The organism is Arthrobacter sp. 10L430, assembly GCF_056395245.1.
Genome location: NZ_JBFTJD010000003.1, coordinates 129,140 through 146,897 on the forward strand (window position 1 = coordinate 129,140; position 17,758 = coordinate 146,897).

Below are 17,758 nucleotides of genomic sequence, written 5' to 3' on the forward strand. Positions count from 1 at the left end.
GTTAACGGGCTTCGCTCAGCTCGAGCCTGCTGCGGTACTCCACGGGCTTCCCGGTGATCGGGTCAACGAAGCGGATGCCCCGGGCGAGGAGCTGGAGGGGCTTCGTGTAGTCGTCGGGGGCTTTGTCCAGCAGCTCCGGATAAAACGCATCGTGCAGGATGCCCAGGCCCAGCGAGGCCATATGCACCCGCAGCTGGTGCGTCTTGCCCGAGTGCGGCTCCAGCCGATAAAGTCCGCGGCGCCGTGCGGGGTTGTGGTGGGCAGCTGTGCCGCCGTGCCTGCCGGCGGCGGGGGAGGCAGCGGCGGGATGACCGCCGTCGGGAGTTCCGGCGTCGAACGTCCTCAGCAGGTCAATCCGGGTCTCGGCGTTGGGTTCGCCGTCGATGACCTCGGCGAGCAGGTAGCTGCGGGACTTGGTCATCCGGTTCCGGACAACGGCCGGGAACTCGACGGCGGCGTGCCCTGCCGACGGCTTCGCGGCGGCCACGCACTCGTACTCCTTCTGCACCTGGCGCTTTTCGAAGAGAACCTGATACCTGCCGCGGGTCTCCGGGTTGGTCGAGAGGAGCAGGATGCCGGCTGTCATGCGGTCCAGCCGGTGCATGGGGATCAGGTCCGGAAGGTTCAGCTGGTTCCGCAGCCGCACCAGCGCCGACTCCTGGATGTAGGTGCCGCCGGGCGTGGTGGGCAGGAAGTGCGGCTTGTCCACCACCAGGAGATGTTCATTCTGGTGGAGGATGCTCAGCTCGACTGGCAAGCGTGTTTCCGTCGGAAGCGTGCGGTAGTACCAGATGAAAGTGTGGTCCTCTAGCCTGGTGCGCCGGTCCAGGGGGACGCCGCCTTCGCCCACGATCTCGCCGGCCGCGAACCTGTCCTCGATGCCCTGCGGATCGATGTGCCCCCAGCGGTGCATCATGTAGTCCATCGCGGTGGTCCACGGCCCTTCGTCCGGCAGGCGGAGGCGGGTCGCGTTCACGCCGTCGCGCACGGGAAGGGGGGATTGCATCACCGGTCCATTCTACGTGCCGTGCCCTGGGCGCCGTTTCGACGGTTCCTGCACTGCTGGATGTTGCGCACATCGAGTAACCGCGAGCTACCGACGAGAAAAAAATTCTTGACAAATAAAGTTGTCGGTGGGCAGACTGGAGGCATGTTGGATATCGAAGTGATTGAGGATCCCTCAGCGGCCGAGGCTTCGCTGGATCCCATCCGCACGCGCATCCTTTGTGAGCTCGCAGAGCCGGGGTCCGCCACGCAGCTTGCAGGCAAGGTGGGGCTGCCGCGGCAGAAGGTGAACTACCACCTCAAGGCTCTCGAGCGGCACGGCCTGGTGGAGCTCGTGGAGGAGCGCCGCAAGGGCAATGTCACCGAGCGGGTGCTGCAGGCCACGGCCGCATCGTACCTGATCTCACCGGCGGCGCTGGCCTCCGTGGCGCCGGACCCGCACAGGTTCTCGGACCGCTTCTCGGCCTTTTGGCTGCTGGCGCTCGCCGGCCGCATGGTCCAGGAAGTCGGCAAGCTTATCGCCGGTGCTGCCGCGGCCAGGCAAAAGCTCGCCACGTTCGCGATCGACGGCGAGATCACGTTCCGTTCCGCCGCGGAGCGTGCGGCCTTCGCCGAAGAGCTCGGTGTCGCTGTCACACGGCTCGTGGACAAGTATCACGACGGCGGTGCTGCCGCCGGCGCACGCAGTGCGGCCTCGGGCGGGGGCGGACGAAAGCACCGGCTCGTCGTCGCGCTCCATCCGACGCTCAAGCCGGTCGAACCAACATTGGCGGAGCCCAGCCCGGCCACCACCACAGGCATAACCGCAACATCACCAGCTAAGGAGCAGGACAATGACTGACGACCGCGAATTCGAGATTGTTTTCGACACCGAACTGCCTGGCACTCCGGAGCGTGTCTGGGAGGCCGTCACCAAGGACACCCCGGCGTGGATGTTCCCCACGGACCAGTGGCCCGCTGTCCGCACGGTCGACGAATACCCCGGCCACCTCGTGACGCGCATGGACGGGCCGGACGGCTGGTTCAACCAGCTGGAGCACGTGCTGGAACCGCTCGACGGCGGTCGCACCAAACTCCACTACGTCCACAGCGGCATCTTCGTGGACAACTGGGATGAACAGTATGACGGCGCCAGCAAGCACACCGAGTTCTACCTGCACACCCTGGGGCAGTACCTCAGGCACTTCGACGGCAGGCCGGTGGTGTTTACGGACGTGCAGGCGCCCGCGTCCTCGCAGACGCCGGACGGCTTTATGCAGCTGAAGAAAGCGCTCCGTGTGGAAGGCTCGTCCGCGGGCGATGCGGTGGAGACAGAGCTCGACGGCGTGGGGCGGTTGTCGGGGGTAGTGGACTTCTCCAATGAGCACTTCCTCGGCCTGCGTACCGGGAACGCCCTGTACCGGTTCTTCGGCCGCAACTCCTTCGGCGCGCCGGTTGGCATGACTGTGCACGACTTCAGCGGCAGCGGCGATTCCGAGGCCACGGCCGCAGCCTGGGGCGGCTTCCTGGCCAGGGTCTACGCCTAACAGCCTCAGGACCCGAAAACGGTCTGGGACGCCCTCTCACTTCCTGCGGCTTAAACCGGAACGCTCTCTCACCTCCTGTCGCTGAAACCGAAACGCTCTCTCACGCGGTGAGGGAGCGTTCCGGTTTCGTGCGTGAGGTGAGAGAGCGTCGGCCCGGATCGTGCGTGAGGTGAGAGAGCGTCGGCCCGGATCGTGCGTGAGGTGAGAGAGCGTCGGCCCGGATCGTGCGTGAGGTGAGAGAGCGTCGGCCCGGATCGTGCAGGAGGTGAGAGAGCGTCAGCAAGCCATTGGGTATCACGCGATGGCTGCGGCCGGGGAGTCCTTGAGTGTTCTGCGCAGCTGCGGGGCCGCGTCCAGCCGCTCTTGGGCGGAGCGTAAAGCCAGGACGGCCGTTTCGAGCTTGTCCGGCGGCAGGGTGAACGGCACGCGGAGATGGTTCTCAAAGACGCCGCCCACGCCGAAGCGCGGGCCGGCCGCGAGCCGGATGCCGAACTCGGGCGCGATAACGGTCAGTGCCGTGCTGCTGGCGGCGGGCAGCCGGCACCAGACGGCCAGGCCGCCGGAGGGCCGTTCAGGCTGCCACTGCGGCAGGTGCGCCCGCAGCAGATCCAGCAGCGCGGCGCGGCTTTCCCTCATCGCGTCCAGCCGGGCCGGCAGGGGCTCTGTGAGGGTGCGCACCAGATGGGCGGCCGCCAGCTGCTCCACCACCGGTCCGCCCAGGTCCATGGTGGTCCGGGCGGCGGCGAAGCGCTGGATCAGGCTTTCTGACGCGCGGATCCAGCCGGTACGCAATCCTGCCCAGTGAGACTTGCTCAGTGATCCGATGGAAACCACCGCGGGGCTGAAGGAAGCGAGCGGCGCCGCGGTCCCGCCGTCGAGGTTCAACTCACGGAGGGTTTCATCCGCCACCAGGACCGTGCCGGACGCGGTGGCGGCGCGGACCAGCCGGCGGCGCTGGGCGTCGGACATGAGCCGGCCGGTGGGGTTGTGGAAGTCGGGGACCATGTAGGCCAGTCTGGGGCGCTGCTGCATCAGCGCTGCCTCCACGGCGTCCAGGTCCCACCCCATTTCAGGTGTGGGACGCAGGGCCACCGGAACCATCCGGCAGCCCGTTGCCCGGATGGCATCGAGGGCGTTCGGATAGGTGGGGTGCTCCACCAGCACCTTGTCCTGCCTGCCCACAATGGCACGCAGCACGATGTTCAGCGCATGTTGCGCACCGGACGTCACCAGGATCTGGGCGGGCGTGGTGGATACCCCGACGGCGGTGTACCGGCCGGCGATTGCCTCCCGGAGCGCGGGGACGCCCAGTGCGTCATAGCCGAAACCAGGCAGCAGTGCCGGCAGCTCGGTCAGGGCGGCAGCAAACGCCCGGTGCACTACTTCGCCGCTGGCCGGGAGGGAGGCGTAGGCCAGGTCGATGACACCGTCGGGGACTGCGAGTCCCGGCGCGCCCGACAGTCCCGCGCGGGCTGCTGCTTCGGTCCCGGGAGCACGGTCCGAGCTGCTGGGCAGGCAGGTGCGTCCGCGGGTGCCCTGGCCGCTGCTGAGAAAGCCCTGCTCGCGCAGGCTTGAATAGGCCGCTGTCACGGTGGTGCGGCTCACGGCCAGAGTCGCGGCCAGCGTCCGCTCGCTCGGGAGCGCGGTTCCCAGCGGAATGCGTCCATCCAGGACGAGGAGGCGGACGACGTCGGCCAGCTCGCGGTAGGCGGGTGTGGCACCGAGGTGCCACTGGCCCAGAAGGCGCGCGAGGGCCGTGGGGCTGAGGGATCCGGACATAAGGCCAGTATCTCAGACTGGCTATGGAAATCAATGCCAGTTGCGGTCAGGATGGTTCAATGATGACTCGCAGACTCCTCCAACTCTTCACCGGCCTTGCCATGTACGGCCTTTCCTTGGCGTTGTTCATCCGCGCCGGACTTGGCCTTGATCCGTGGGACGTGTTTCACCAGGGAATTGCCGGCAGGACCGGGCTGAGTATTGGCCTGGTGGTGATCATCGTCAGTTTCCTGGTGCTGCTGCTCTGGATCCCGCTGAGGCAGTGGCCCGGATTCGGCACACTCTGCAACGCGGTGCTTGTGGGCGTGTTCGCCGACGTTGGATTGGCGCTGATCCCGGTGTTTTCCCATCTCGGCGGCCAGATTGCCATGCTCGGCGGGGCCGTGGTGCTCAATGGGATCGCGTCCGCCTGCTACATCGGTGCACGGTTCGGTCCGGGAGCCCGCGACGGACTGATGACCGGCCTGGCCCGGCGCACCGGATGGTCCGTCCGGATGTCCCGGACCCTCATCGAAGTGGTGGTCCTGGGCACGGGTTGGCTGCTTGGCGGCTCCGTGGGTGTGGGTACCGTGGTGTACGCCCTGGCCATCGGGCCGTTGGTCCAGGTTCTGTTGCCGCGCTTCATGGTCCCCGCCGCCGGGACGGGGCGCGGTGCCCGCGGGGACGCTGCCGGCCGCGTGGAAGAGGCCGAAGCGCCGGTGGCCGCGTCCTGACGAGGCGGATGGCCCGCCGTGACAAGCAAATGGCGTGGCGACGCGCGAATGCACGCGTCGTCACGCCGTTTCCGTGTACCCCTCGCGGTCTGCGCGTCCTGTCAGGCCCCGCCGGTTCCAAGCAGGGGCTGGCACTTGGGGCAGAAGTAGATGTCGCGCTCCTCGGTCACCAGGTCCGGCGCCAAACGCGGAGCGCCCGACTTCGACGCGGTGGATGCGGGCGTGGCTGACCCGGGCGCACCGCCGCGCGGCACGCTCTTGCCCAATACCCCGTGGCGGATTGGAGTCCGGCAGCGAAGGCACGGCTGGTGTTCACGCCGGTAGACCCAGTACCCCGGACGGCCCGCAGCCCGGCCCACCGGCGTCCCGCGCGCGTTGAGCACGGTAGTCCGGCGGCCCGGGCCGAGGTTGGCCTCGAGAAGCTGCTTCGCATCTGCGAACATGGCGGGCAGATCCGCCGCGGCCGCGACTGGCGAGGCCGGGTGGATTCCTGCGAGGAAGCACACCTCGCAGCGATAGATGTTGCCGATGCCGGCAAGGTTGCGCTGGTCCAGGAGGGCGACGCCGATCGGCACCTCGGGCGCTGAAGCCACGCGCCGCTCCGCCTCGGCCGGATCCCAGCCAGGGCCCAGCAGGTCCGGCCCCAGATGCCCCACGGCCCTGTCCTCCTCGGACGTCCGGATGACCTCAAGCAGTCCGAGGGAGAAGCCGACGGCGTCTGCCGCGGGAGTGCGGAGCACGCACCGGGCGGTGAATCCCGGTTTCCGCCACCGGCCGCCGGGCGGGTAGACCTGCCAGCTGCCCTCCATCTTGAGGTGCGAATGGATGGTCAGCCGTTCCTCGGCCGGACTGACCAGGCGCATGAGCAGGTGCTTGCCCCGCGGCACCACTTCTTCCATGGTCCAGCCCTGAAGGTTCAGCGTGGCGAAGCGCGGCACGCGGAAGTCCGAGGCGATGAGTTTCTGGCCGGCCAGGGCGCCGTGCAGCTGGTTGGCGGCCCGCCACACGGAATCGCCCTCAGGCACGGATCCTCAGTCCTTTCGGGGTGGAGTAGGCGCCTGCCGCCGTCAGCGCCACTGCGGCCGGCGTGTCCAGGATGCCGTGGCCGTTGACCTTTTCCATAACAAGCTTGTCCACGGCTCCGCGCTTCACGACGTCGACGAGGGCCGCGCCGGCCGCGGTAAGGACGGGTTCGTCTTCGGTGAAGACGAGGAGTGTCTTGCCGCCGCGTTCGACGTAAAGTGACAGGGCGCCGTCCACCAGGACGACAAGGGCCCCCGCCTTGCGGCCCGGACGGTGCCCGCTGCCCGCTTCCACGCTCAGGGCCGGCCAGGACAGTGCGGCACCGTACGGGTTGGCAGGGTCAGTGGCGGCCAGGGCCAAGGCCACCGGCTCCGGCTTGGCCAGCTGTGTGTCCTCGGAGTATGAGCGCAGGCGGTCCACCGTGGCCGGCACGGCGAACTGGGCCGCGCCGAGGTGTTCGATGAAGTAGCCGCGCCGGCAGCGTCCGGCTTCCTCGAGCCTGGCCAGCACCTTGTACATGAGTCCGAATCCGCCCAGGATGTTCTCCGCCATGACCGAGCCGCGGGTGACCACGCCGTACCTGTCCAAAAGCAGCTCCGCGATGGCGCGCGCGTGGATCGTGGGATCGAGCTCCGGGGACGGCAGAGCAGACCACCGCCCGGCTGCCAGCGGCGGAGTAGGAGCCGAACCGGTGACTGAGCCGTACCGTCCGCCGGCCAGCCCAGGAGAGCCCAGCAGTCCCGTGCCGTGTGACCGTCCCAGCCGGCTCATCCGCGGAGCCCGTGATCGGGGTGCCCTGGCTACCTGGCGGTGGGCAGTGTGCCCGCCGGCGATGAGTGACCGTACGGGCGCGAACGTGTCGCCGGTGACCCTGCCGGCCCATGCAAGGTCCCACAGCGCGGAGACGACGTCCTGGTCGCTGAGAACTGCATCCATTCCGCCGGCAATGTCCGTCAGCTGGCGGAAGAAATAGCCGCCGCCGTTGGTCTGCAAATGGTCCAGCAGCCGCTGCTGGGCGTCGCCGGGCTCAAAGTCGATCGCCGGATTCAGCGTCAGTTCCGCGGAGTCGGCCAGATGCAGGCTGACCCAGCCGTCATTGCCGGGGAGGGAGCCGGCACCGGACCAGAGGACCTCGCCCGCGGCCATGAGCTCGTCCAGCATGGCTGGCTGGTAGTTGGATACCCGGCTGGCCAGCACCAGGGGTTCCCAGGCCGACGCCGGAATGGGCACGCCGGACAGCTGATCGATGGCCGTGACGATGCCGTCCAGGCCGCGCAGGGCGGGCTGGCCGCGGCCGGCCCCTGGGGCGCGGACGTTTTGCCAGGCGGGCAGGAACCGCCCGTACGCAGTGGCGTCCACCGGCTCCACCTCGGCGCGCAGCGCGGCGAGGGAACGGCGGCGGAGCTTGCGGAGTACCTCGGCGTCGCACCATTCGCTGCCGGCCGGGCCAATGATGATTGCCGGTGCGGCAGCGTCCTCGGCAGGGGACGGCTCCGCCGGGGGCTCGACCTCGGCCGCGATCGCAGCATCAGGAGCCTGGGCAGGGCCGGCGCTTTGACCTTGGGTTACGGGGCTTGTGGTCAGGCTCGCAACCTGCTCGACGTGGGGCCGGAACTCGCCCTCCACCACGCGGCCGTCGGCGGCGAGCCTCTTCAGTGCCGTGCCGACGACGGCGACACCAAGTCCCAGCCTTGCAGCGGCCTCCGCAGCGGTAAACGGACCGTGCGTGCGCGCGTAGCGTGAGACGAGGTCGCCCAAGGGATCCGCCACCGGCTCAATGAAGGCAAGGGGCACGCCCATCGGCAGGGGGACCCCGATGGCGTCCCGCAGCCGGGCTGCATCTTCCACCGCGGCAAATCTCTCGGTGCCGCCGATGCTCACCTTGATGGCGCGGTTCGCGCGCTGGAGGGCGGCGAGGTGCGCGACGGCGTCCGTCAGAGGAGGCTCGGTGGCCCGGGTTTCGACGGGCTCAACCAGCGAGGTTTCGACAGGCTCAACCAGCGCGGTTTCGACGGGCTCAACCAGCGGGCTGGCGACCTGGGTTTCGACGGGCTCAACCAGCGGGCTGGCGACCTGGGTTTCGACGGGCCCAACCGGCGCGGTTTCGACGGGCTCAACCGGCGGAGCCAGCCTGGCCGCCACCTCTTCCGGCGACAGCGGACCGAGCAGCCGCAGGAGGTCGGCGACGCCTTCGAGTCCGCGGACTTTCCGGTCGGCGGCCAGGCGCTGCAGTTCCAGCTCCGTGCCCTCAATGACCCTGGCATCCAGCAGTTCCCGCAGTTCTACGCGGCCCAGCAGTTCGTTGAGCAGGGTGGAATCGAGCGCCAGCGCGGCGGCCCGGCGCTCGGCCAGAGGGGAGTCGCCTTCGTAAAGGAACTGTGCCACGTACCCGAACAACAACGACTTGGCGAACGGCGAAGGCTGCTGGGCGGTGGTCTGCACGATCCTGAGCTCACGGCGTTCCACGGACGCGGCGATTTCTTTCAGGGCCGGCAGATCGTAGACATCCTGAAGGCATTCGCGGACAGTTTCCAGCACGATCGGGAAGGTCGGGTATTTCCGGGCGACGTCGAGCAACTGGGCGGACCGCTGGCGCTGCTGCCACAGCGGCTGCCGCTTGCCCGGAGTCTGTCGCGGCAGCAGCAGGGCGCGGGCTGCACATTCGCGGAAGCGGGAGGCGAACAGGGCGCTGCCGCCCACTTCGGCCGTCACGATCTGTTCGAGCTCCTCCGGGTCGAACAGGAACAGTTCGGCCCCGGGCGGTTCGTCCTCCATCATCGGAACGCGCAGCACGATGCCGTCGTCCGCGGCCATGGCGGAGCCGTCCAGGCCGTAGCGCTGGTGAAGCCGCTGGCCCACGGCCAGTGCCCACGGCGCATGCACGGGCATCCCGAAGGGGCTGTGGAGAATGACACGCCAGTCGCCGAGTTCATCGTGGAAGCGTTCCACCACGAGGGTGGTGTCACTGGGCACCACTTCGGTGGCCAGCTTCTGCTCGCTGAGGTACTGCAGCAGGTTGTTGGCGGCGAAGTCGTCGAGGCCGCTGGCCTTGCAGCGGTCGGTGGCAGGGCCGACGTCGGACGCTGACAGTTCCCGGACGAACGCGCCGAGGGCGCGGCCCAGGTCGACCGGCCGGCCCAGGGAGTCCCCTTTCCAGAACGGGAGCTTCCCCGGCTGGCCGAAAGCGGGGGAGACAAGCACGCGGTCGTGGGTGATGTCCTCGATCTTCCAGCTCGTGGCACCGAGGGCGAAGATGTCGCCGACCCGGGACTCGTAGACCATCTCCTCGTCGAGTTCGCCAACGCGCCGCCCGCCCTTGGCCGGGGACGGTGTGCCGGACGCTCTGCCATCCGCGCCTGGTCCGGCGGGTGAGGCCGCACCCTCCGACTCGGTGCCGATGATGTACACGCCAAACAGGCCCCTGTCCGGGATGGTCCCGCCGGACGTGACGGCAAGCCGCTGTGCTCCGGGCCTGCCCTCGATGGTCCCGGCGTTCCGGTCCCAGATAATCCGCGGACGAAGTTCGGCGAATTCATCGGAGGGATAACGGCCTGCCAGGAGGTCCAAGGTGGCCTCGAAGGCGGAGCGGGGGAGAGTGGCGAACGGCGCCGAACGCCGTACGGTGGCGAACCACTCCTCGACGTCGATGCTGCCAAGCGCGGTGGCCGCAACCGTCTGCTGGGCCAGGATGTCCAGCGGATTGGCCGGAACGCTGAGCCGCTCGATTTTTCCGCCGAGCATCCGCTCCACGGTGATGGCCGTATGGACGAGGTCCGCCCGGTGCTTCGGAAACAGGACGCCCTGCGAGACTTCGCCCACCTGGTGCCCGGCGCGGCCCACGCGCTGCAGCCCGCTGGCCACCGAGGGTGGCGATTCCACCTGGACCACGAGGTCAACGGCGCCCATGTCGATGCCGAGTTCCAGCGATGACGTGGCCACGACGCAGCGCAGCCGTCCGGACTTCAGATCGTCCTCGATCAGTGCCCGCTGGTCCTTTGACACGGAGCCGTGGTGGGCCCTGGCGAGCAGCGGCTCGGCGCCTGCGGTGCTCCCGGCCTGGGCCATCATGTGTGCCGGCGTGCCCGTGGACGTCGGGACGCCCCCGGACAGTGCCGGCACCGGGTCCTCCCAGCCGCCGCCCCCGACGGCCAGGAGCTGCCGTTCGGCGTGGATCTCATTCAGCCGTGCGGTCAGCCGCTCCGCGAGCCGCCGCGAGTTGGCAAAAACAATGGTGGACTGGTTGGCCAGCACCAGGTCCACGATTTTCTCCTCCACGTGCGGCCAGATGGAGGCCTGGGGCTGCAGCCCCGAGGCAGGGCCGGAGTCGAAGGCGCCGGCGGCGCCCTGGAGGTCAGACATGTCCTCCACCGGGACTGACACTGTGAGGTCCCAGTTCTTGCGGGAAGGGGGTGCCACGATCTCCACCGGGGCGGAGCCGGCCAGGAACTGCGCCACGAGCTCCCGTGGCTCTACTGTGGCGGAGAGTCCAATCCGCTGGGCCGGCGTGGGCAGCAGTGCATCAAGCCGCTCCAGCGACACCGCGAGGTGGGCGCCCCGCTTGGTGCCGGCCACGGCATGGACCTCGTCCACGATGATGGTGTCCACCTCGCTGAGCGTTTCCCGGGCCTTGGAGGTAAGCATGAGGAACAGTGATTCCGGGGTGGTGATGAGGATGTCCGGCGGGTTGCTGAGCAGGGCCCGCCGGTCGGATGCGGGGGTGTCCCCGGACCTGACGCCCACGGTGATGAGCGGCGCAGGGAGGTCCAGGCGCTTGGCTGTCTGCGTAATGCCGATGAGGGGTGAGCGGAGGTTGCGTTCGACGTCGACGCCAAGCGCCTTGAGCGGCGAAATATACAGTACGCGGGTTTTCCGCTTCGGCCGTTTGGCCCTGGGCCGTTTGCCCTCGGAAGAAGCCTCGAGCCCGGGCAATTCGGCGGCCACCGCCGCTCCGGAAACCAGCAGCCGGTCCAGCGCCCACAGGAAGGCGGCGAGCGTCTTTCCGGAGCCGGTGGGGGCAACAACCAGGGCGTGCGAACCCGAGGAGATGGCTTTCCAGGCGCCCTGCTGGGCGGGCGTCGGCTCGGCGAAGGCACCAAGGAACCACTCGCGGGTGGGCCGGCTGAACTGGCCCATGGTGTCCACCGAAGATGTGCCGCCGGATGTGCCGGCGGTCCCCTGCGACTGCATGCCTCCATCATGCCCTAACGCACTGACAGTATTCCCGGCGCCTTGGATTGCGGGCGTGAGCCGGCCAGAAGCGGCTACTCGGCCGGCGGAAGGTTGTGTGTTGCCGGCCCTTCGAGCAGCTGCCCGTCGCTGCTGAAGCGGGAGCCGTGCAAGGGGCAGTCCCAGGATTTCTCATTGTCGTTCCAGTGCACGATTCCACCCAGATGCGTGCAGACGGCGGACAGGGAGCAGGATGCCCCGTTCACTGTCGACGTTGCCACCGGCTTGCGGCCGCGAAGGGTGACGGTGCCCGTGCCTTCCGCCGGCGCGGCGGTGCCGTACTGGGGCAGTTTCTTCAGTCCGGCCTTGCCCCAGTCCTTCGCGATCGTGGCTGCCACGCCGGCGTTGAGCGCCACGGCGGATGCTGCGCCCAGCGGGGACGTGACACGGCGGTGGATGGTGTCGGCCCACGGCAAGTGGCCGCCGAGGATGTCCGCGGCGATGCTGAGCGACGCGGACACTGCGTTGGTCATTCCCCACTTGTTGTACCCGGTGGCGAAGAAAATCCGGCCCCGGCCGCGGGGAAGTTTTCCGAAGAAAGGCATGAGGTTCGAGGCCTGGTAATCCTGGGCGGACCACGTGTGCGTCACCGCGGAGCCGGGAAAGTGCGAGCCCGCCCAGGCCAGGAGCTCGTCCAGGTGCGCCTGCTCCGACCCTGACGTCCCTACCGGATGGCCGTTGCCGCCCACCAGCAGCAGGCGCCGGCCGTCCGCCGGGTAGTCGCGCAACGACCGGACCGGTTGCTCCACGGACAGGTACATGCCCTCGGGCGGCGCCGAAGATCCGGACAGCTCCAGCGCGGCGGCGTAGGAGCGGTTGGGCTTGAGCTTGGCAAAGTACAGGCCGCGGTTCAGGATCGGCGTGCCGGTGGCCAGCACCACTTCGTTGGCGCGCACCGCACCGCGGTCCGTCTCGACCGTGGACGGGCCTGTTCCGCTCACATTCTGGACCCGGACGCCGGACACGATGGTGCCGCCGTGCGAGCGGACGTCCTCGGCCAGGGCAAGGACAACGTCCATGGGATTAATCTGGGCCTGCCCGCGGAGGCGCACGGATCCGTGGACGGGGAACGGGAGGCCGGCGTCGCGCACGTAGTCCACCTCGACGCCGGCGGCCAGTGCCACGGCGAGCTCCGCGCGTAGCGTTTCGGCACCCTTCGGCGTGGTGGCGTAGGTATAGGCGTCACGTTCCTGGAACGGAAGCCTGCGGGTTTCCAGATACCTCAGCAGCCAGGCCTGCCCTTCGCGGTTGGCCGCCACATAGGCATCCACAATCTTCTCGGAGTACTGCTGCCGGAGCTCCGAGAGGACGGTTCCCTGCAGCAGCGTGACTTTGGCTGTGGTGTTGCCGGTGGTCACGGCGCCAGGGCTCCTGGCTTCGAGCACGAGGACGTTCTTACCTGATCGTGCCAGCAGGAGCGCCGTGACCAGTCCCGTGAGGCCGGCGCCAACGATGACAGTGTCGTACGCCTCCCCCTGGCGGAAGTCGTCTCCGCTGAAAGTGTCGGTGCGGTCCAACCAAAGCGACGTCACGTAGATCAACCTGCCTTAAACGGTAGCCAGCCCGGGGCCCAAACCTGCGTCGGGCCCGGCCTGCCGGCAAAGACCTGACGTAACCGACAGTGTACTGACGGATGCACGGCGGAGAAACAGCTGCAGGACCGGAACATGTGCCCTAATCAGCGGGCCTGGAACGCACCGACAGTCAAGAGCTCAATGGAGGCGTTGCTGCAGGCGTCTGACGGCCTGGCCACGAAAAGGGAAGCTGTGTCCTCGGGCGGGTAGATCCGGAATCCTGCAGCCTGCACACGGACGCAGTCAGGGTAGTTGTGGGCCTGCGTGTAGCGCAGCACGGCGCTTCCCGCTTGTCCGGGAGCCAGCAGCACATCGGTCACCGGCGCGGACGTGTCCCGCTGGGCGGGCGCGCCGATCGGCTTGCCGTTGGGGCCGCTGGTCAGCGAGACGCCGGCGAAGCCCTTGAGGTGGCAGGAAGCCGTGCCGCTGTTGGTCAGGATCAGCTGCATGTAGACGCTGCCGGCGGCGCCGCCGCCGGTGGAATCCGTGGAGGCTTTCAGGGCGGATGCCTTGCAGAGCTGGCTTCCGGCACCGGTGGATGCCGGCGAGGATGTGGCGCTGGCGGCTGTGGGCCTGGTCGGCGTCGCTGAAGGCGCCGCTGCCGACGAGGACGACGGCGGGGCGGACGTTTCGGGGGCCGCTTGGCCGGCGCTCGCGGAGGCGGATCCTGCCGCCGGTTCCGTGCCCGACTGGCCGGCCGGCTGGCTTGGTCCGCAGGCGGTGAGCAAAAGCGCCAGGGCGGCAGCCGCCGTCGTGCCTATCAGTCCATTGTTGATTCGCTGAAGCCTCATGGCATTAACATTGCGGCCCTTTTTGCCTGAGTCAACGAAGCCACGGCCCCCTGGCCGATTTGGTGCCCGGATCGTGACATCCGGACCCTGGAAGCATGCGGAGCTCGGCCGGGTGAACCGGCCGCCGGGTGGCCTGCGGCGCTGCCGATCGGATGGCCGGGTGCGGCCAATGAATGATGCAACGATAAATCATGCCAGGACCGATAAAACGCCCGATAAATAGGCGGAAAGTCCGTTGATATGCCCATTTCCCTATGTCAGAATGAACTTGGTCTCGCTTGTCCACGAATTGGATAAGTTCAATTCGGATAGGAATTACAGCTCATAGTCTGGCCGCGCTTGTCCATCACTCCCGCAGCCAGCACCGCCCCCGGCTCTGCCGGAGGCGTGCAGGGTTGTGGGAGGCAGCTCGGCATTCACCCGCGGCAACGCCGCTGCGGGTGATCCTGAATAAGGCGCATCAGTTATTGGACCCGGCAACGCTGCCGGAGCCAATCGCGATGGGGGCTGAGGATATGACCGGTTGGCTTGTCCGCTGGAGTCTTAAGTTTCGTTTGATCGTTTTGGCCACTGCTGCCGGCATTTTAGGGTTCGGAATTACCGCCCTGCCGTCCATGCCGGTGGATAATCTTCCCGAATTTGCTCCACCGCATGTGGAAATTCAAACCGAGGCGTTGGGCCTGTCCGCCGTCGAAGTTGAGCAGCTCATCACGTCGCCCATGGAGGCGGACCTGCTCAACGGCGTAGCCTGGCTCGACGAGATACGCTCTAAGTCCGTTCCGGGCCTGTCATCCATTGAGATGGTCTTTGAGCCGGGCACGGATATTTTCCGGGCACGCCAGCTGGTGGCGGAACGGCTGACGCAGGCGTTTGCCCTGCCGAACGTCTCCACTCCGCCGGTGCTGATGCAACCGCTGTCCTCGACGAGCCGCGTCATGATGGTCCAGCTGACCTCCGACGAAGTCTCGCCGATCGACATGTCGGTCTTGGCACGCTGGGACATCAAGCCCGCGCTCATGGGCGTTCCCGGCGTGGCGAACGTGTCCATCTACGGCCAACGCGAGCAGCAGCTCCAGGTCCAGGTGGATCCGGAAAAGCTCCGCGCGAAGAACGTCACGCTTGGCCAGGTGATTGAGACGGCCGGTAACGCTGTGTGGGTTTCGCCCCTCAGTTTCCTTGAGGCGTCCACGCCAGGCACCGGCGGGTTCCTGGAGTCCGCGAACCAGCGAATCGGCATCCAGCACGTGCTTCCCATCAGGACTCCCGCGGACCTTGGAAAAGTCAGCGTCGAGGGTGCGGCTGACAAGTCGCTGAAGCTCTCCGATGTGACCACGCTGAGCGAGGACCACCAGCCGCTGATCGGCGATGCCGTTACCGGCAAGTCGCCGGGCCTGCTGCTGGTAATCGAGAAGTTCCCGGATACCAGCGTTGGGGATGTGACGAAGCGCATCGAGGATGTTCTTGACGGACTCCGCCCGGGCCTCACGGGGATCACGGTGGATTCGACCGTGTTCCGTCCGGCATCGTTCGTCGAGTCCGCTGTGAGCGGGCTGGGTGTGGCGTTGCTGGTAAGCCTGCTGGTGGTGACGGCCGCTATCGGGCTGGCTTTCCGGTCCTGGCGGTATGCGCTGCTTGCCTTTGTTGCCATTGCTGTGGCTGCGATGGCCGCGGCACTGGTGCTGCAGTTCCAGGGGGCCGTGCTTAATACGATGGCCTTCGCCGGACTGATCCTGGCCTTGGTGGTCGTCATCGGTGACGTCATTCTGGACCTGCACAGTTTCCGGAGCGAAGCGACCGGTGACAGGGCGGCGCGGGAGAGCCTTCTCGCGCATGGGCTGCAGCGTTCCCGGGTTCCTGTCCTGTTCGCCGGTCTGGCCGCGCTGCTGGCGCTGGCGCCTGCACTGTTTGTGCCGGGCGTGGACGGGGCCTTCCTCAAACCGCTGGTGCTGTCCTACCTGCTGGCCACGGCTGTGGCGATGCTGGTGGCCCTGACCGTCACGCCGGCGCTGGCCAGCCTGCTGCTGCGCGGGGCCAGGCGGCCCCGCCGGAGCCTGTCGGCAATCCGCAAGATGAAGCTCGGTTACCGCCGGTCAACGGGTTCGTTCACCGGGGCCCTTGCTCCCATCGTGGCGATCACGGCGGCGGTCATGGCGATCGCAGCGGTTGCCGTGGTGCCGGGCCTGACCAAGGACTTGCCCATTGTGGGTTCCGTGCCTGACCGGACCCTCCTCGTGGAGTGGGAAGCCGCCGCGGGGACGAGTCCGGATGTTATGAACAGGGTGATGACGAACGCCGGAGAAGAGCTGAGCAAGGTTCGTGGAGTCTCGGCGGTGGGCGGCCATGTGGGACGGGCCATCACCTCGGACCACTCGTCGAACGTGAGTTCCGGTGAACTCTGGGTCACCATGGACGAAGGCATGAACTTCACCAGGGTACGGTCTGATGTCCGCGAGATCGTGGAGGGCTACCCCGGCCTGACAGCGAAGGTAACCACCTACCCGGAGCAGCAGGTTAGCGCCGCCGCCGCGGTGGACGACCGTCAGTTCAGGGTGCGCGTTTATGGCGTTGATTTGGCGATTCTGCGGGAGAAGGCCGATGAAATCCGCCAGATCCTGTCACGCACGAACGGCGTCGTTGACCCGCGGGTGGATGTCACCGTCGACCAGCCCGTAGCCGAGATCGAGGTGGATCTGGCGGCTGCCCAGAAGCAGGGCATCAAGCCCGGCGATGTGAGGCGTGCCGCTGCCACTGTGCTGCAGGGCATCGAGGTTGGGTTCCTGTTCGAGCAGCAGAAGGTGTTCCAGGTCATCGTCAAGGGCACGCAGAGCACGCGCAACAGCTTGACCAGCGTCGAGGACATGCTGGTTGACAAGCCAGAGGGCGGGCAGGTCCGGCTTGGCGACGTAGCGAAGGTCAGGCTCAGCCCGAACCAGACCGTGATCAACCACGACGACACGTCCCGCCGTGTGGATGTGGTGGCTGATCTGCAGGGCAGGAGCCTTGGCGACGTCACCAATGAAGTTCAGGCTGCGATCAAGGGAATGCAGTTCCCGTTGGAATACCACGCGGAGATCCCCAAGCAGTTCGGCGAGCAGCAGTCCGCCGGCGCACTGATCTGGTGGCTGGCCGCGGCTGCGGCGATCGGCATCCTGGTGCTGCTGCTGACGGTCCTTGGCAGTTGGCGGCTTGCGGGGCTGGTCTTCGTGCTGCTGCCGGTGGCCTTGTCCGGCGGCGTGGTTGCGGCCGATCTGACCGGGGGCTTCGGCTCGGTGTATGTCTTGGTGGCGCTGGCAGCCGTGCTGGCGTTTGCCATCCGGGATGCGGTCGTGCTGATGGGGACCTATCAGTCCCTGCAGGCGCAGGCTCCCTCGGCGCCGGCGTCGGTGAACATGAAGCGGGCGGCCTCCGAGCGTCTCCAGCCGACGGTATTGACCACTGTTATTACCGGCCTGGCGCTCGTACCGCTGGTGCTGCTGGGTGGTCCCGTCGGTGCAGGCATGCTGCTTCCGCTGGCGCTTATCGTGTGGGGCGGCCTGATCACCACGGCCCTGCTGACCCTGTACATCCTGCCAATCCTCTTCCTTCGTCTTGGTCCGGCCGCCAACACGGACTGGGGAAGTTCTTTGGTGATTAACAACGGTCCGGTTTTGCAAGAGAGGTCGGAATTGTCATGAAAAGCAATGGTGGTTTTGGGGGCTGGCGTCTTCTTCTCGTCTTGGCCTGGGCAGTCTCCGTGGGACTTAGCGGATGCGCCGCAGTCAAGAAAGAAGCCGCGCCGGCAGGGGTGGCCGCGGCCACCAAGGAAGAGGCCGGAGGGGACCTGAGCCGGCTGACACTGACGGACAAGGCTGTTGAGAGGCTGTCGCTGGCGACTGCCAAGGTTACAAAGGGCGCAGGCGGCGCACTGGAAGTCCCGTACGGGGCGTTGATCTACGATGCCACCGGCAAGACCTGGGTTTACACCAACCCGGAGCCCCGGACGTACATCAGGGCTGCCGTCACGGTTGACCGGATCACGGCCAACGTGGTCCGGCTCCGCACCGGCCCGGCAGCAGGAACTGATGTTGTCACCGTAGGTGCCGCGGAACTCTTCGGCGCCGAATTCGACACGGCGCACTGAG

General features: G+C 67.5%; 11 protein-coding genes. 5 read left to right on the plus strand and 6 right to left on the minus strand.

The window, feature by feature from the left end; genetic code table 11:
• Window position 1: 1 nt before the first annotated feature.
• Window positions 2-1,006 carry an RluA family pseudouridine synthase gene (locus AC1DDG_RS04730; RefSeq protein ID WP_230118829.1) on the minus strand — a complete coding sequence of 335 codons (1,005 nt, stop codon included), beginning with the start codon at window positions 1,004-1,006 and terminating at the stop codon, window positions 2-4.
• A 144-nt stretch (window positions 1,007-1,150) separates the two neighbouring features.
• On the opposite strand from AC1DDG_RS04730, the gene AC1DDG_RS04735 reads away from it, so the two are divergent.
• Together AC1DDG_RS04735 and AC1DDG_RS04740 are read left to right on the plus strand one after the other, a co-directional pair.
• Window positions 1,151-1,846, plus strand: a complete 696-nt coding sequence (locus tag AC1DDG_RS04735; RefSeq protein ID WP_476875123.1) for an ArsR/SmtB family transcription factor — start codon at window positions 1,151-1,153, stop codon at window positions 1,844-1,846.
• Entirely contained in the window at window positions 1,839-2,531 is a 693-nt protein-coding gene (locus tag AC1DDG_RS04740) for an SRPBCC family protein (protein ID WP_476875124.1), read from the plus strand. The genes AC1DDG_RS04735 and AC1DDG_RS04740 overlap by 8 nt, the downstream gene beginning before the upstream one ends.
• A 294-nt stretch (window positions 2,532-2,825) precedes the next feature.
• Here AC1DDG_RS04740 and yczR read toward each other — a convergent pair whose 3' ends face one another.
• On the minus strand, window positions 2,826-4,310 hold the full coding sequence (yczR, locus tag AC1DDG_RS04745) for a MocR-like transcription factor YczR (RefSeq protein ID WP_230118783.1): 1,485 nt from the start codon (window positions 4,308-4,310) through the stop codon (window positions 2,826-2,828).
• Between the two features lie 59 nt (window positions 4,311-4,369).
• Between yczR and yczE the strand changes: the two genes are divergently transcribed.
• The gene (yczE, locus tag AC1DDG_RS04750; RefSeq protein WP_230118784.1) at window positions 4,370-5,023 is read left to right on the plus strand and encodes a membrane protein YczE; all 654 of its coding nucleotides are present in this window, start codon (window positions 4,370-4,372) and stop codon (window positions 5,021-5,023) included.
• Between the two features lie 101 nt (window positions 5,024-5,124).
• On the opposite strand, the gene AC1DDG_RS04755 is transcribed toward yczE, so the two are convergent.
• The 4 genes from AC1DDG_RS04755 to AC1DDG_RS04770 form a co-directional block, all read right to left on the minus strand.
• Window positions 5,125-6,048, minus strand: a complete 924-nt coding sequence (locus tag AC1DDG_RS04755; RefSeq protein ID WP_230118785.1) for a DNA-formamidopyrimidine glycosylase family protein — start codon at window positions 6,046-6,048, stop codon at window positions 5,125-5,127.
• Window positions 6,041-11,233 carry an Lhr family helicase gene (locus tag AC1DDG_RS04760; RefSeq protein ID WP_476875125.1) on the minus strand — a complete coding sequence of 1,731 codons (5,193 nt, stop codon included), beginning with the start codon at window positions 11,231-11,233 and terminating at the stop codon, window positions 6,041-6,043. The genes AC1DDG_RS04755 and AC1DDG_RS04760 overlap by 8 nt, the downstream gene beginning before the upstream one ends.
• Before the next feature lie 74 nt (window positions 11,234-11,307).
• Window positions 11,308-12,804 carry an FAD-dependent oxidoreductase gene (locus AC1DDG_RS04765; protein ID WP_230118787.1) on the minus strand — a complete coding sequence of 499 codons (1,497 nt, stop codon included), beginning with the start codon at window positions 12,802-12,804 and terminating at the stop codon, window positions 11,308-11,310.
• Window positions 12,805-12,950: 146 nt separating this feature from the next.
• Window positions 12,951-13,637: a DUF4232 domain-containing protein gene (locus AC1DDG_RS04770; RefSeq protein ID WP_476875126.1), complete on the minus strand. Its 687-nt coding sequence runs from the start codon at window positions 13,635-13,637 to the stop codon at window positions 12,951-12,953.
• A gap of 515 nt (window positions 13,638-14,152) precedes the next feature.
• On the opposite strand from AC1DDG_RS04770, the gene AC1DDG_RS04775 reads away from it, so the two are divergent.
• Entirely contained in the window at window positions 14,153-17,311 is a 3,159-nt protein-coding gene (locus tag AC1DDG_RS04775; RefSeq protein ID WP_230118789.1) for an efflux RND transporter permease subunit, read from the plus strand.
• Window positions 17,308-17,757 (plus strand): hypothetical protein, encoded by a 450-nt coding sequence (locus tag AC1DDG_RS04780; RefSeq protein ID WP_230118790.1) that lies wholly within the window; start codon window positions 17,308-17,310, stop codon window positions 17,755-17,757. The genes AC1DDG_RS04775 and AC1DDG_RS04780 overlap by 4 nt, the downstream gene beginning before the upstream one ends.
• The last annotated feature ends 1 nt before the right edge of the window (window position 17,758 follow it).